Origin of the sequence: Ruminococcus sp. SR1/5 (assembly GCF_000209835.1) — a bacterium.
Classification (GTDB): domain Bacteria; phylum Bacillota; class Clostridia; order Lachnospirales; family Lachnospiraceae; genus Blautia_A; species Blautia_A fusiformis.
The window spans coordinates 2,291,781-2,307,206 of the sequence record NC_021014.1 but is presented as its reverse complement, the minus strand read 5'-3'; the positions used below and the strand labels follow the sequence as shown (position 1 = coordinate 2,307,206).

Annotated in this window: 13 protein-coding genes and 1 pseudogene; 11 read left to right on the top strand and 3 right to left on the bottom strand. The window is 44.2% G+C overall.

Going from position 1 to position 15,426, the window contains the following annotated elements:
• Positions 1 to 460 precede the first annotated feature (460 nt).
• Entirely contained in the window at positions 461 to 3,625 is a 3,165-nt protein-coding gene (ileS, locus tag CK1_RS11510) for an isoleucine--tRNA ligase (protein ID WP_118752667.1), read from the top strand.
• 2 nt (positions 3,626 to 3,627) lie between these two features.
• The gene (locus CK1_RS11505; protein ID WP_353611245.1) at positions 3,628 to 6,087 is read left to right on the top strand and encodes a glycogen/starch/alpha-glucan phosphorylase; all 2,460 of its coding nucleotides are present in this window, start codon (positions 3,628 to 3,630) and stop codon (positions 6,085 to 6,087) included.
• Between the two features lie 98 nt (positions 6,088 to 6,185).
• Here the strand turns inward: CK1_RS11505 and CK1_RS11500 are convergent, their stop codons facing one another.
• Entirely contained in the window at positions 6,186 to 6,680 is a 495-nt protein-coding gene (locus CK1_RS11500; protein WP_015526396.1) for an HD domain-containing protein, read from the bottom strand.
• A gap of 287 nt (positions 6,681 to 6,967) precedes the next feature.
• Between CK1_RS11500 and CK1_RS11495 the strand changes: the two genes are divergently transcribed.
• From CK1_RS11495 to CK1_RS11470, 6 genes are all read left to right on the top strand, one after another.
• The gene (locus CK1_RS11495) at positions 6,968 to 7,534 is read left to right on the top strand and encodes an HD domain-containing protein (protein WP_015526394.1); all 567 of its coding nucleotides are present in this window, start codon (positions 6,968 to 6,970) and stop codon (positions 7,532 to 7,534) included.
• A gap of 69 nt (positions 7,535 to 7,603) precedes the next feature.
• Positions 7,604 to 7,867: a hypothetical protein gene (locus CK1_RS11490; protein ID WP_015526393.1), complete on the top strand. Its 264-nt coding sequence runs from the start codon at positions 7,604 to 7,606 to the stop codon at positions 7,865 to 7,867.
• A gap of 112 nt (positions 7,868 to 7,979) precedes the next feature.
• Positions 7,980 to 8,261 carry a hypothetical protein gene (locus CK1_RS11485; protein ID WP_306288889.1) on the top strand — a complete coding sequence of 94 codons (282 nt, stop codon included), beginning with the start codon at positions 7,980 to 7,982 and terminating at the stop codon, positions 8,259 to 8,261.
• Positions 8,262 to 8,493: 232 nt separating this feature from the next.
• Positions 8,494 to 9,903: a hypothetical protein gene (locus tag CK1_RS11480; protein ID WP_015526392.1), complete on the top strand. Its 1,410-nt coding sequence runs from the start codon at positions 8,494 to 8,496 to the stop codon at positions 9,901 to 9,903.
• Entirely contained in the window at positions 9,876 to 11,639 is a 1,764-nt protein-coding gene (locus CK1_RS11475) for a hypothetical protein (protein ID WP_015526391.1), read from the top strand. Before CK1_RS11480 ends, CK1_RS11475 begins: the two co-directional genes overlap by 28 nt.
• Positions 11,573 to 11,791, top strand: a complete 219-nt coding sequence (locus tag CK1_RS11470; RefSeq protein WP_353611244.1) for an Ig-like domain-containing protein — start codon at positions 11,573 to 11,575, stop codon at positions 11,789 to 11,791. The genes CK1_RS11475 and CK1_RS11470 overlap by 67 nt, the downstream gene beginning before the upstream one ends.
• Before the next feature lie 71 nt (positions 11,792 to 11,862).
• On the opposite strand, the gene CK1_RS11465 is transcribed toward CK1_RS11470, so the two are convergent.
• Positions 11,863 to 12,408 carry an NADH peroxidase gene (locus tag CK1_RS11465; RefSeq protein WP_015526390.1) on the bottom strand — a complete coding sequence of 182 codons (546 nt, stop codon included), beginning with the start codon at positions 12,406 to 12,408 and terminating at the stop codon, positions 11,863 to 11,865.
• A gap of 107 nt (positions 12,409 to 12,515) precedes the next feature.
• Positions 12,516 to 12,920: a Fur family transcriptional regulator gene (locus CK1_RS11460; protein WP_015526389.1), complete on the bottom strand. Its 405-nt coding sequence runs from the start codon at positions 12,918 to 12,920 to the stop codon at positions 12,516 to 12,518.
• A 381-nt stretch (positions 12,921 to 13,301) separates the two neighbouring features.
• On the opposite strand from CK1_RS11460, the gene CK1_RS11455 reads away from it, so the two are divergent.
• From CK1_RS11455 to CK1_RS11440, 3 genes and pseudogenes are all read left to right on the top strand, one after another.
• Positions 13,302 to 13,895 carry a DUF3793 family protein gene (locus CK1_RS11455; RefSeq protein WP_015526388.1) on the top strand — a complete coding sequence of 198 codons (594 nt, stop codon included), beginning with the start codon at positions 13,302 to 13,304 and terminating at the stop codon, positions 13,893 to 13,895.
• A gap of 30 nt (positions 13,896 to 13,925) precedes the next feature.
• On the top strand, positions 13,926 to 14,351 hold the full coding sequence (locus CK1_RS11450) for a flavodoxin (RefSeq protein WP_015526387.1): 426 nt from the start codon (positions 13,926 to 13,928) through the stop codon (positions 14,349 to 14,351).
• Between the two features lie 252 nt (positions 14,352 to 14,603).
• Positions 14,604 to 15,358: pseudogene (locus CK1_RS11440) on the top strand (threonine/serine exporter family protein).
• Positions 15,359 to 15,426 lie beyond the last annotated feature (68 nt).

The window sequence follows — 15,426 nt, the reverse complement described above, 5'->3', positions numbered from 1 at the left end:
GGCCATATGGAAAGCTTGTAGCGAACTGGGGATGGTGGGAGCCCGGGACGAGTAAATATGGCGGAATATCACTCCTGAGCTTCAGTTCCGAAGTTGTCCGGCAGCAGCCGGAAGAATATCTGATATACAGATGATCATTAAGTAAGAACTGACGGATTTCCTCCGTTACAGGGAACATATATCGGCAGATACAAAGAATTGTCCGCCATGAACAGACATGGAACAATAGCCCGCGCCATAACACAGAGCATAAGAACACAGCAGAAGACGCAGGGATCTGGACACAGGCCCGTATAATGTAACAGGTGGTACAGCGAATCAGACTTCGTCCTTTTACAGGATGGGGTCTTTTTTATAAGTGCCCGAAGCATTGGCACGAACAGGTATCTGTGAAGAAACAATCCGCTGTGGCCTTACAGATGAGGCAGCAGCCAGTAATCAGACACAGGAGGTAAATATTGTGTATCGTAAAGTTGACACGAATCTGAATTTTGTTGACCGTGAAAAAGAAGTCGAGAAATTCTGGAAAGACAACAAGATTTTCGAAAAGAGTATGGACAGCCGTAAAGAGGGCGAGACATACACATTCTATGACGGACCGCCTACCGCAAATGGTAAGCCACATATCGGACACGTTCTGACACGAGTTATCAAGGATATGATCCCGAGATACCGTACAATGAAGGGGTACATGGTTCCGAGAAAAGCAGGATGGGATACTCACGGACTTCCGGTTGAGCTTGAGGTTGAGAAGAAGCTTGGCCTTGACGGCAAGGAGCAGATCGAGGAGTACGGAATGGAGCCGTTCATTCAGCAGTGTAAGGAGAGCGTATGGAAATACAAGGGAATGTGGGAGGATTTCTCATCTACCGTTGGTTTCTGGGCTGACATGGAGCATCCGTATGTAACATACGACAACAATTTCATCGAGTCCGAGTGGTGGGCGCTGAAAGAGATCTGGGAAAAAGGTCTCCTTTATAAAGGCTTTAAGATCGTTCCTTACTGCCCACGCTGTGGAACTCCGCTTTCCGCACAGGAGGTTTCTCAGGGCTACAAGACTGTTAAAGAGCGCTCTGCGATCGTGCGTTTCAAGGTTGTTGGTGAGGACGCATACTTCCTGGCATGGACAACAACACCATGGACACTTCCATCCAACGTTGCACTTTGTGTAAACCCGGATGAGATCTACTGTAAGGTAAAAGCAGCAGACGGCTATACCTACTACATGGCAGAGGCACTTCTGGACAAGGTTCTCGGCAAGCTTGCAAAGGATGATGAGCCTGCATATGAGATCCTTGAGAAATATAAAGGAACAGACCTTGAGCGCAGAGAATATGAGCCGCTTTTTGCATGTACAGGAGAGGCAGCAGCAAAACAGCACAAAAAAGCTCATTTCGTAACCTGTGACAACTACGTTACTATGAGTGATGGTACCGGTATCGTTCATATCGCACCTGCATTTGGTGAGGATGACAGCCGTGTCGGACGTGAGTATGACCTTCCGTTCGTACAGTTCGTAGACGGACAGGGTAACATGACCAAAGAGACACCATACGCAGGTGTATTCGTAAAGAAAGCGGACCCGATGGTCCTCACAGACCTTGATAAAGAGGGCAAGCTTTTTGACGCGCCGAAATTCGAGCATGATTATCCGCACTGCTGGAGATGTGACACACCGCTTATCTACTATGCACGTGAGTCCTGGTTCATCAAGATGACTGCAGTAAAGGATGATCTGATCCGTAACAACAATACTATCAACTGGATTCCGGAGAGCATCGGTAAAGGACGTTTCGGTGACTGGCTTGAGAATGTTCAGGACTGGGGTATTTCCAGAAACCGTTACTGGGGAACACCACTGAATATCTGGCAGTGTGAGTGCGGACATATGGAATCCGTAGGAAGCCGCCAGGATCTCTATGAGAAGAGTGGTGACGAGCGTGCGAAGACCATCGAGCTTCACCGTCCATACATTGATGATATCACCATGAAGTGTCCGGACTGCGGCAAGACTATGCACCGTGTACCGGAGGTAATCGACTGCTGGTTTGATTCTGGAGCAATGCCTTTTGCACAGCATCATTATCCATTTGAGAATAAAGACCTGTTCGAGCAGCAGTTCCCGGCAGACTTCATCTCCGAGGCTGTTGACCAGACAAGAGGATGGTTCTACTCCCTTCTTGCTGAGTCCACACTGCTTTTCAACAAGGCTCCGTATAAGAATGTAATCGTTCTGGGACATGTACAGGATGAGAACGGACAGAAGATGAGTAAGTCCAAGGGAAATGCAGTAGATCCGTTTGATGCACTGAACAAATACGGTGCAGATGCGATCCGCTGGTATTTCTACATCAACAGTGCTCCATGGCTTCCGAACCGTTTCCACGGCAAGGCAGTTGTAGAGGGACAGAGAAAGTTCATGAGCACTCTGTGGAACACCTACGCATTCTTCGTACTGTATGCGAACATTGACAATTTTGATGCGACTAAATATACTTTAAATTACGATAAGCTTCCGGTTATGGATAAATGGCTGCTCAGCAAGCTGAATACCATGGTGAAGACTGTCGATGCGGATCTTGATTCCTACAAGATTCCGGAGGCTGCAAGAGCACTCCAGGAATTTGTTGACGATATGAGTAACTGGTATGTAAGAAGAAGCCGTGAGCGTTTCTGGGCAAAGGGCATGGAGCAGGATAAGATCAATGCTTACATGACACTTTACACAGCACTGGTAACTGTTGCCAAGGCTGCAGCTCCGATGATCCCGTTCATGACTGAGGATATCTACCAGAACCTTGTAAGAAGCATTGATGCAGACGCTCCGGAGAGTATCCATCTCTGCGATTACCCGGAGGTAAACGAGGCATGGATCGACAAGGATCTTGAGGCAAACATGGAAGAGCTTCTTGAGATCGTTGTTCTCGGACGTGCATGCAGAAATACCGCAAACATCAAGAACCGTCAGCCGATCGGAACCATGTATGTAAAGGCTGAGAAAGCTATGGATAAATTCTACACAGATATCATCGCAGATGAGCTTAACGTAAAAGAAGTGAAATTCGCAGATGATGTAGAGTCCTTCATTTCCTACAGCTTCAAGCCGCAGCTTCGTACAGTAGGACCGAAATACGGCAAGCTTCTGAACGGCATCCGTACCGCACTCTCCGAGATCGACGGAACCGCAGCAATGAAAGAGCTGAGAGATAATGGTGTTCTCGTTCTTGACATTGACGGAAACAGAGTCGAGCTTGCAGAGGAAGACTTATTGATCGAAACAGCCCAGAGCGAGGGCTATGTGACAGAGACAGACGGTGAGACATCCGTTGTCCTTGATACAAACCTTACACCTGAACTGATCCAGGAGGGCTTTGTCCGCGAGATCATCAGCAAGGTTCAGACCATGCGTAAAGAGGCTGGTTTCGAAGTCATGGACAAGATCATTGTCTATGCAAAAGATAACGATAAGATCATGGATATCATGAAAGCAAACCAGGATGAGATCAAACGTGAAGTACTGGCAGAAAACATTATTCTGGGAGAAGCAGAGGGTTACACCAAGGAGTGGAACATCAATAAAGAGGCTGTAACACTGGGAGTATCCAAAGTACAGGAGGAAAACTAATGATTGACAAGCAGTTTGAGAAAGAGGAATTCAAAAAAAGTGTAAAAGAAAACGTAAAATTCCTTTATCGAAAAACACTGGAAGAGGCTACACAGGAGCAGATCTTTCAGGCTGTAAGCTACACTGTGAAGGACGTGATCATTGACAACTGGCTCAAGAGCCAGAAGGCGTATGAAAAACAGGACCCGAAGATTGTATATTATATGTCCATGGAGTTCCTTATGGGCCGTGCCCTTGGAAACAACCTGATCAACCTTGGTGCATACGGTGAGGTTAAGGAGGCTCTTGAGGAGCTTGGACTTGACATTAACTGCATCGAAGACCAGGAGCCGGATCCGGCTCTTGGAAACGGTGGACTCGGAAGACTGGCAGCATGCTTCCTGGATTCCCTTGCAACTCTGAACTACTGTGCATACGGATGCGGAATCCGTTACCGTTATGGTATGTTCAAGCAGGAGATCCGTGACGGTTATCAGGTAGAAGCACCGGATAACTGGCTGAAGAACGGCTATCCTTTCGAGCTCCGTCGTCCGGAGTATGCAAAAGAGGTTCATTTCGGCGGATATGTACGTGTTGAGTGGGATCCGGTGAAGAACGAGAATAAATTCATCCATGAAGGATATCAGGCAGTTAAGGCTGTTCCTTACGATATGCCGATCACAGGTTATAACAACGATGTTGTAAACACACTTCGTATCTGGGATGCAGAGCCGATCGTAGACTTCAACCTTGACTCTTTCGACAAGGGTGATTATCACAACGCAGTAGAGCAGGAGAACCTTGCACGTACTATTGTTGAGGTACTTTATCCGAATGATAACCATATGGCAGGTAAAGAGCTTCGTCTGAAACAGCAGTACTTCTTCGTATCTGCCAGCCTTCAGGCAGCGATTGCCAAATACAAGAAAACACACGATGACATCACAAAGCTTCATGAGAAGGTTGTATTCCAGATGAACGATACTCATCCGACTGTAGCAGTTGCAGAGCTGATGCGTATTCTTATGGATCAGGAAGGTCTTGGCTGGGATCAGGCATGGGATATCACAACAAAATGCTGTGCTTACACCAACCACACCATCATGTCCGAGGCACTTGAGAAATGGCCGATCGAGCTGTTCTCCAGACTGCTTCCGCGTGTATACCAGATCATCGAGGAGATCAACCGTCGTTTCATTCTTGAGATCCAGCAGAAATATCCTGGAAACTTCGAGAAGATCAAGAAGATGGCGATCATCTATGACGGACAGGTTAAGATGGCTCACCTTGCGATCGTTGCAGGCTACTCTGTAAACGGTGTTGCACGCCTTCATACCGAGATCCTCAAGAATCAGGAGTTGAAGGATTTCTATGAGATGATGCCTGAGAAGTTCAACAATAAAACAAACGGTATCACACAGAGACGTTTCCTTGCTCATGGAAACCCGCTTCTGGCTGACTGGGTAACAGACAAGATCGGACCGGACTGGATCACAGATCTTTCCCAGCTTTCCAAGCTTAAGGTTTACGCAGACGATGAGAAGGCTCTTCAGGAGTTCATGACCATCAAGTTCAAGAACAAAGAGCGTCTTGCAAAATATATCCTGGAGCACAATGGTGTTGAGGTTGACCCGCACTCTATCTTCGATATCCAGGTTAAGAGACTTCATGAGTACAAACGTCAGCTTCTTAACATCCTGCATGTGATCTATCTGTACAACCAGATCAAGGCACATCCGGAGATGGATTTCTATCCAAGAACATTTATCTTTGGTGCAAAAGCTTCCGCAGCTTACGCACGTGCAAAGAAGATCATCAAGCTGATCAACTGTGTGGCAGATGTTGTAAACAATGATGCTTCCATCAACGGTAAGCTGAAGGTTGTATTCATCGAGAACTACCGTGTATCCAATGCTGAGATCATTTTTGCGGCAGCAGATGTTTCCGAGCAGATCTCCACAGCAAGTAAAGAGGCTTCCGGTACAGGTAACATGAAATTCATGCTGAACGGTGCTCCGACACTTGGAACCATGGATGGTGCTAACGTTGAGATCGTACAGGAGGTTGGCGAGGAGAATGCATTTATCTTCGGTATGAGTTCCGACCAGATCATCAACTATGAGAACAACGGCGGTTACGATCCGGACTTCATCTACAACACAGATCCGGAGATCCGTCAGGTACTGATGCAGCTGATCAACGGAACCTTCTCCAGCGATACAGAGATGTTCCGTGACATCTACAATTCACTTCTCGACAAACGCAACATGCCGAGACCTGACCAGTACTTCATCCTTGGCGACTTCCGTTCCTATGCAGAGGCACAGAAGCGTGTTGAGGAAGCATATAAGGATGAGAAACGCTGGGCTAAGATGGCACTTCTCAATACAGCATGCAGCGGTAAGTTCACATCCGACAGAACTATCCAGGAGTATGTAGATGATATCTGGCATCTGGATAAGGTTATTGTGAAAGAGAACTAAGATATAGAAAGTAATCTGCAAAGTATTACCATAAAATAAATTTCCACACAAAAACAGGGCGCGTCAGAAGTGGCGACGGCCCTGTTTTTGTGTGGAAATTATGCCGGATTGATGACGATCCGGTTCCGTCTGGCCAGTGCAATGGCGATATGGCAGCCTTCCGCGATGGCGCAGGCTTTATCGGCAAAGCTGATGATCCAGGCTTCCCTGTTGCGTGGAAGAGGTCCCAGAGGGAACATATGTGAGAGTATCGCATCCAGCTCTCTGTCTGTGACATCAAAGTGTGCGGCACTGTTGTCTGCGGCAGCCTTCGGGTGATAAAACGCCTGATGCTCACCGGTCGGTGTCTTCGCCCTGAAGTCATAGGGACAGAAATCGTGGAGAAGTCCTGCCCTTGCGGCGGCTTTCTCGTCACATCCCAGCTTCCTGGCAATGAACCAGGAGAGGTAAGAAACATTGATACTGTGCATGAGCCGTGTGGTCCACTGGTGGTGGGTGTACAGGCTCAGCTTCAGGAACTCTCTGTTACAGAGGATGTTCTTCACAAGCGCATGATATTCCTGTGAGACCTCATCCGACACCGTGATATCCATCGGCAATCACCTTCTTTCTTTTGTTTATAATTTCATTATGACGATTATGGAGAAAAATGCAATATGGTTTATAGTTTTTTAGAAATTAGCTTGGACAAATTTATTTGGGATGGGAAATGTCAGCGCGCAGAAGTAAGGAGAATGTTTTTTGGGGGTCTGTTCTTTGGGAAATTATGGTATAGTAAAGTGAAAACGCTATAACGGTTTTATGGACAGCTATATAAGATAGGCTGAAAATAGCTGATTTAGATGGTTGACATAATAAAAAGAAGAGGAGCGTAATATATATGAAACCAGAAAAACTGATCGAAGTACTTTCCGTTGCAGAGCGGTTAAAGGATGCAGTGCGTCATAGTTATACTTCCGGTGGCAGGCGGGAGAGCGTTGCAGAGCATTCCTGGAGGATCACGCTGATGGCATATTTTGTCAGTGATGAGTTTCCTGAGGCAGATCTTCTGAAAATTATGAAAATGTGCCTCATCCATGATCTGGGAGAAGCTTTTACCGGGGATATCCCAGCCTTTGAAAAAACGGATAAGGATTCGGAGAAAGAAGCCGATGTGCTGGGAGAATGGGTGAAGACTCTGCCGGAGCCGTTCGATAAAGAGATGGCGGAACTATATCAGGAGATGGAAGCGCAGCGGACTCTGGAGGCCAGGATTTATAAAGCGCTGGACAAGCTGGAAGCCCTGATTCAGCACAATGAATCCGATATTAAAACCTGGATTCCGCTGGAGTATGATCTGCAGATGATTTACGGAAATGAGCAGGTGAAATTCTCAGAATATCTGACAGAGCTTCGCGCAAAGGTTCGGGAAGATAGTATACAGAAAATTCAGAAAAAAGGTTGTTGAATATGAATAACTCATGTATACTAATATGTATGGAATAAGTCCAAAATGCTTATAAAAGGGGGAAAAGTAATGAAAAAAGCAGTAAAGAGATTATTGGTGTTATTTCTGGCACTTACATTTATCGTGACAGATCTTGCAGTAGCACCGGTCACAGCGCAGGCGGCGGGTACACTCAAATTTCATAAGTCGATCGCTCTTATGAAGGGTGAGGAAATCGGATATGTAATCATAAACTCTGTCAGCTCTGACAAAGTTCTGGGGCTGAAATCCAGTAATACCAGTGTGGTATCAGTAAAAAAATGCCGTTTCTGGGTGATTATACCCTTACGCTGAAGGCAAAAAAACAGGAACTTCTATCATATCCTTCAAAGTAAAAAGAAAGAATGGAAAAACATATTCTTTCAAATCTAAAGTTACGGTACATAATTATTCAAATCCGTTAAATGTGTGCAAATTCGGAAGAAAAGATTATAAAAAATCCTTTGATAAAAAGACCATGGTCCCGGTTGCAAAAGGTTATCCCAGAAAGGCAAAAGTATGTATCACTGCAAAGAAGGGCTACAAGATAGTTGCAATATATTACAGTGAACACGGAACCGGAAGACAGAGAAAGATCAAAAATGGAAGCACAGTCATTTTGGATGGAGAACATTATCTGCAGATATTGTATAAGAATACCAGCAAAAATTATGTATCATCGGTATATCTGGATGGATATAGTATGTAGAGATGACGAAAAAAGGAACCGGGAGACCGGTTCCTTTTTTGGTGATTTCAGAACATCTCTGAGTGCTGGTATTTCAAGGCTTTTTGGAATGTTTTTATTTGCTTTATATTAGCACACTGGGTGATTTTTTAGGAGTATATTTTTTTAAACCAGTAGAAGGAAGAATATGATAGCCAGTGCTTCAGTGAATATAGTATAATTATGGCAGAAAAAACGAAAATGGGAGAATCATATGAAGAAAAAGAGGATTGCAATGCTTTTGGTCGCAACACTTACGTTTTCACAGAGTATGGGCGCGGTCATACCGGTAGCAGCTGAGGAACTGACAGCAGATACCGGACAGGAAACTGCAGAGACAGAAGAATCAGAAGAAATAGTTCAGGAGAACGGTGGCTCGGAAACAACAGGGGAAGTAGCTTCAGTGCCTGATCTGGAAGACGAGGAGGAATTAAGTCTTCAGGATGATGCAGAGAATGCGGAAGAAGAAATTGCAGAAGAAGAAAACACATCAGAAACTACGGAGCTATCCGGGGATAACACCGAAAACCAGGAGGCCTTCAGTGACGGTTCAGAAGCTGGAGAGTCTGCCGCAGCAAATGAACAATATCAGCTTAATCTGATATTTGAAGGTGCCAGTGGAGGCCAGGATTTACTGCCGAACAGCCGTGTCAGAATTAAATCCCGTCTGGTTGATACAATTGGATGTAGTGATGTTTCTGCATATGAACTGAAAGTTGCTCCGGTAACGGGTGGAAATGGTGTCAAAATGGCAGACGTATCATTAGACGGCCAGGATATTGTGCTGGATGTTTACAATAAAACCGGAGACGCCAGAATTTCCGCAACGGCATCCATAAATGGAACTGAAGTGGCAAAAAGGGAATTTTGGGTTAACATCAGTGAGTATGTGATCCTACCGGAAAAAATCACAGATACAAGTGGTAATGAAATCAACCTTGAAGTAGGTCAGCAGCTGGATATAGCAAAAGACATGAAACCACAGCTTGTCCGTTACAAAGATGGAAAAGGAGACCCAATTCCGTTAACAGGGGACAATTACAAGATCGTCATGTCACAGACAGGTCCTGGAGGTGAAGAATTTCGTGATTATGATGCAGATGGCCTGAAATGGATAGAGGTTCCGGGACAGGATCTTCCAATCCTGGAGAGAACAACAGAGAATTCTACATGGTTTGCACTTTTAGCTATGGAGAGATCAGAAAATGGAGACTGGCATTATATTACCCGACATCATTATGAACTTACTTCTTTGATCAGCAACGATTATGACAATGGTCATAATGATGACAGCGAAGAGAAAAGCTCCTACAGACTGGTATATGATTATCAGGATACGACAGGAAATGGAGCCATGCTGCCGAACAGTCAGATGACAGCTACCACTTATCTGGAGGACAAAACAAAGGATTATCAGAGAGTAGATGATTATAAACTGGAAATTCTGGAACAGTCAAAGCTGGCAGATATTTCAGTTTCTGCAGATGGAAAAAACTTGTTATTAAATCTGGCAATAAAACCGGTCAGGGCTGCTGTTACATATCTGTACAGATACCGGATGGAAAAGGCGGATACAGAGAAGCCTTCAGAAAAGATATGTGGTTCAGCGTCAGTGAGTATGTGATCCTGCCGGAAAAAATCACAGATGCAAATGGAAATGTAATTATTCCTGAAGTAGGCCAGCAGGTAGACATTGTAAATAACATGAAGCCGCAGCTTGTCCGTTACAAAGATGGAAAAGGAGATCCGATTCCGGTAACAGGAGATAATTATAAAATCGTAATATCTTCATGGACAGATGAAAGTACAGGCACAGTGTACCATGATTATGATACAGACGGCTGGAAATGGATCGATGTTCCAGGCCAGGAGCTCCCAATCCTTGAGAGAACATCAGGATATGGTACATATTTTGGGCTTACTGCAATGGAAAAAAGTGCAGATGGAAACTGGCACCAGATTGCAAGACGGATGTATGAGCTGGATACTTTGCCCGGTTATAATGGCGATGACAGTGGAAACTTCGGTGACAGTGGTCATGACAGTGATGATAGTGAGGAAAAAAGCTTTTATAATCTGACATACGATTTGGAAGGCACAGCAGGAAATGAAGCCATGCTGCCGAACAATGAAACGACCATTGTGACAGACATACTGGATAAAACCAGTGGCCAGCATCCGGTAAAAGATTATAAGCTGGAAATCATAGAACAGTCAAAACTGGCAGAAGCTACAGTTTCTCCGGATGGAAAGAAGCTTATAATTAAATCCAACGATAAAACCGGTGTTGGCTGCTGTTATGTAGCAGTAAAACTTCTGGATAAAACCGGTGAATATAAAGAAGCCTTCAGAAAAGATATATGGTTTGAAGTCAGCGAATTTATGCTGTTACCGGAGAATCTGACAGATAAGAATGGAAAGCTGCTTAATCCGGCTGTTGGAGAATCCATTAATCTCGCCAATTTAAAAGTAAAACTGGTTCAGTATATAAACGGAAAAGGTGATCCCGTTGAGATTACAGGAAATGATATAAAAATCGTAGTGATGAGCTGGAAGGATACAGAATCCGGTAAACTGCAATATGATTACGATGATGAAGCATGGAACATGCAGAAAGTTTCCGGCCAGGAGCTTCCGATCATGACGAGAAAGTCCGATGATAATACAAGGCTTGCACTGTCTGCCATGCGAAAAAACAAAAACGGGGAGTGGGAGCGGCTTGTAAGAAAACATTTTGAGATTGGAGAAAACAGTTCAAAACACAGTCACAGCTGGAAAGCAGTAAAAACTGTTCAGGCAACCTGTACGTCAAAAGGAAGCAGAACCGATAAATGTACTTCCTGTGATGGTGTAAGAACCGTAACACTTCCGGCAAAACATACCGCTGTAAAAGATGCAGCAGTTGCAGCGACAGTATTTAAAGCAGGAAAGAAGGAAGGAAGTCATTGTAAAGTATGTGGCAAAGTGCTCAGAAAACAAATTACAGTTGCCAAACTGAAACCGACGATTTCCCTGACTGCATCTTCCCTGAAAATGAAAGCAGGTCAGTCTACCACTGCATTTAAAGCAGCCGGACTGGCGAAAGGTGATTATGTTACAAGAGTGACATCCGGAAATACAGGAATCGTAAAAGTATCTTCTGTGACAAAGAAGGGAGCTTTCAGACTGACAGCAGGTAAAAAGGCAGGAAGTACTACAGTTAAGGTTATTCTTGCAAGCAAAAAGTCAGCATCTTTTAAAGTTACCGTACAGAGAGGAGTAGTAAAAACTTCGAAAATTACTGTAAGCACTAAATCTGTGACACTCAAAAAGGAACTACTTACCGTAAACTGGCATCTTCAGTTAAAGTCACTCCTGTAACCAGCCAGGAAAAAGTTACATACACATCATCCAACAAAAAAATTGTGACAGTAACATCCGGTGGTGTGATCAAAGGTCTGAAAAAAGGAAACGCAACGATCACAATCCGAAGCGGCTCAAAGAGGACAACCTGTAAAGTTACAGTTAAATAAAAATTGTACGAAAAAAGGGGGAATCACTTCTGTGATTCCCCCTTAAAAAATCCTTATTTTATGCGGATTTCTTATTTACCGAAATATCTCTTAAGCAGACCAGCGAATGCTTTTCCGTGTCTTGCCTCGTCCTTAGCCATCTCATGTACTGTGTCATGGATTGCGTCAAGGTCAGCTGCTTTCGCACGTTTTGCAAGGTCGAATTTACCTGCTGTAGCGCCGTTTTCAGCCTCTACACGCATCTGAAGGTTCTTCTCTGTGCTGTCTGTTACAACCTCACCAAGGAGCTCTGCGAATTTAGCTGCATGCTCTGCTTCCTCGTAAGCTGCTTTCTCATAGTACATACCAACTTCCGGATATCCTTCTCTGTGAGCAACTCTAGCCATTGCAAGATACATACCAACCTCAGAGCACTCGCCCTCGAAGTTCGCTCTCAGGTCTGCAAGGATGTCCTCGCTAACGCCTTTAGCTACACCTACAACGTGCTCAGCTGCCCATGAGAGCTCGCCTTCCTGTTTCTGGAATTTAGAAGCTGGTGCTTTACATACTGGACAGGCTTCCGGTGCCTGCTCGCCTTCATAAACATATCCACATACTGTACATACCCATTTAGCCATAGTAATGATCTCCTTTTCTTTTTTGAAATATATTGTTTGTTTTTGTTTCTTTTAAATTAATAATAGTAATTATTACTATTTTATAATATCATGTGATCTTTGTTTTGTCAAGCTTGTTTTTCTTCTTTTTTCAGGCATTCCTTGCAGATCCCATAGAAGCTTGCATCTACGTCAAAGACTTTTCCGTGGATAAATTCTGCAGCTGCCTGTTCAAGAATTCCGTTAAGGCTGTCTGACTGCATATCGATCACCCGGTTGCATCTGGTACACATGAAATGTGAGTGTGGTGCGACCCTTCCATCGTAGCGATCCGCGCTTCCGAAATTGGTCAGCTTCCGGATCTCACCGATGTCACTGAGAAGAGAAAGATTACGGTAGACAGTTCCGAGACTGATATTCGGGTAGATCTGTCGAAGATTCTCGTATACTGTATCTGCCGTTGGATGATCTGTTCTGGATCTCAGAAATTCCTTAATGGACTCTCGCTGACGGCTGTATTTAAGTGCTGCCATAATGTTTCCTCCTATCAGTAATAGTAATTATTACTGATATTATAATACATGACAGAGGGAGGTTTGTCAAGAGGTTTGGATATGATTATCCTGAAATATTTTCATTTTATGAGTTGGATGTAAATGAGTATTTTTACGCTGCAGGTGTAGGAGATATTTGCAACCCTGCAGAGGACTTACTTGATTCAGTTAAATGGTGAGAACTGGCAGTCGGATGTCTGACAGAGTGTTTGTTATAAGGAATATTGTGCCCTTAATGATAGGATTTTATCAGTAAAAATTCTCGGTGAAAATTTATAAAAATAAGTTGACAGAGACTAACTTTAGTAGTATATTTACAACAGTTAGAGAAATCTAACTAATATGTAAAGGAGAATGCAAATGACTTGTGAAAAATTTGAATCTGTCATGGGTTATCATTGTTCCCCTGTATTAATGGGAATGAAACCGGCGAATCTTGTTTCCTTTTCCAAGGAAAAAATGCCGGAGCTGCCGGAGATCATTTCGGATTATGAGGAGAGTCTTGAACGGGAAGGTATCCGTATGGAGATCATTTGTGGATGCAGGAAGCATTATCTTCTTCTGGTGTACCGGCCGGATATGCTGCAGGAATATCTTAAGCAGGATGAAGCCAAGAAACTTTTGCTTCAGGATGGGTATAATATAGATAGTTCTTTGGATGAGATGATCGCCCGTTTGAAGGAGAGATTTTTTCATAAGACGGAGTTTCCTCATGAGATCGGACTTTTCCTGGGTTATCCCATTGAAGATGTGAAGGGCTTCCGGAAGTTCGGAGGCAGTGGCTGCAAGATGTGTGGTTACTGGAAGGTTTATGATGATGTGGAGCAGGCTCGCAGGATTTTTGACAGCTATGATAAGTGCCGGGAGTTTACTGCGGCGCAGATCCGTGCGGGGTATTCGATTTTGCAGGTTGTTGGTATGAAGCATCTCTGTACATCTCAGATGTGCGTATAATATAAAGTTTAAAAACAGGAGGTTTTTAAGATGAGCAAGGTAGGAATTATTTACTGGTCTTCCACAGGCAACACAGAGGCAATGGCACAGGCTGTTGAGGAAGGTGCAAAAGCAGCTGGTGCGGATGTTGAGATCATGGAAGTTGCAGATGCAGATGTAGATAAAGCTCTCTCTTATGATGTTTTGGCACTTGGTTGTCCGGCTATGGGGGATGAGGAGCTTGAGGAGGGTGAGTTCGAGCCATTCTTCTCTGATCTGGAAGGCAAACTTTCCGGTAAGAAAGTTGCGCTTTTCGGTTCCTATGACTGGGGCGACGGAGAGTGGATGAGAACATGGTGCGGCAGAGCAAAAGACGCAGGCGCAGAGCTTGTTGATGATGAAGGACTCATTGTAAACAACACACCTGATGATGAAGGACTTGCAGCTTGCCGTGAACTTGGCGGAAAACTTGCATAAGATCTATTAGATTTCAAATAAATAAAAACTGAGCAGAGCATTGGATTTTCAAACACAAACACCATCCGGACAGAAGGGATAGATATCTTTTTTGTCCGGGTGGTGTTTTATTTTGAGCGAAAATATCTGCTTATTACTTTGAGAAAATATAGAAGAAATGAATATTAAGACAAAAAATCCTTGTTGATTTTAATATTTACGTGTCCTAAAATAGATAAAAATGAAATAAAGCAGGAAAGTGAGGGATGCCGGATGACGCGGGAGGAAGCGGAACAGTATTTATATTATGCGATGACAATTGGTGAACAGCTTCTTTGCTGCGGAGCAGAGGTTGGACGTGTGGAAGATACCATACGGCGGATCTGCCTGGCATATGGAGCCACCCGGGCAGATGTTTTTCTATCACATCCAGTATTGTGACGACTATTTATGGAGAGGATTTCGGTATTTGCACCCAGACGCGGCGTGTGCCGGGAATGTCCAATGATCTGGGACGGCTGGATGACCTGAACCAGCTTTCCAGATACATCTGTGAGTATCGGCCGAAGCCGGAGGAGATCCAGAAGGGGCTGGAAAAGATCCGGGATAAACAAGGATATTCTTTTAAAACGCAGATTTTGATCTATGCTGTAATTTCAGGTTCTTTTTCCGTGTTTTTCGGAGGAGATGTCAACGATATGATTGCTTCTGCGCTGATTGGTATCGCCCTGAAGCTGTTTGAGGCTTTTGTAAAAAAAGGTGCATTAAACTCGCTACTGACAGTGCTTCTTTGCTGCGGAGCCGGTGGAGTACTTTCTAATCTTACAGTTCTAATCGGGCTTGGACATCATGCGGATCTGATCAGTATCGGAAATATCATGCTTCTGATACCGGGAATTGCATTTACCAATTCATTGCGCGATATGTTTTCAGGAGATACCATTACAGGTTTGATCCGATGTATGGAGGCGCTTTTGCTGGCACTGGTCGTGGGCCTTGGTTTTACGGTGGCGAATCTGTTGTTTTAACCGAATCAGGGAAGTTCTCTTGAAGGTTGCGAAAAGCAATAAGCAGTGAATGAGGAGTTTAGATACTG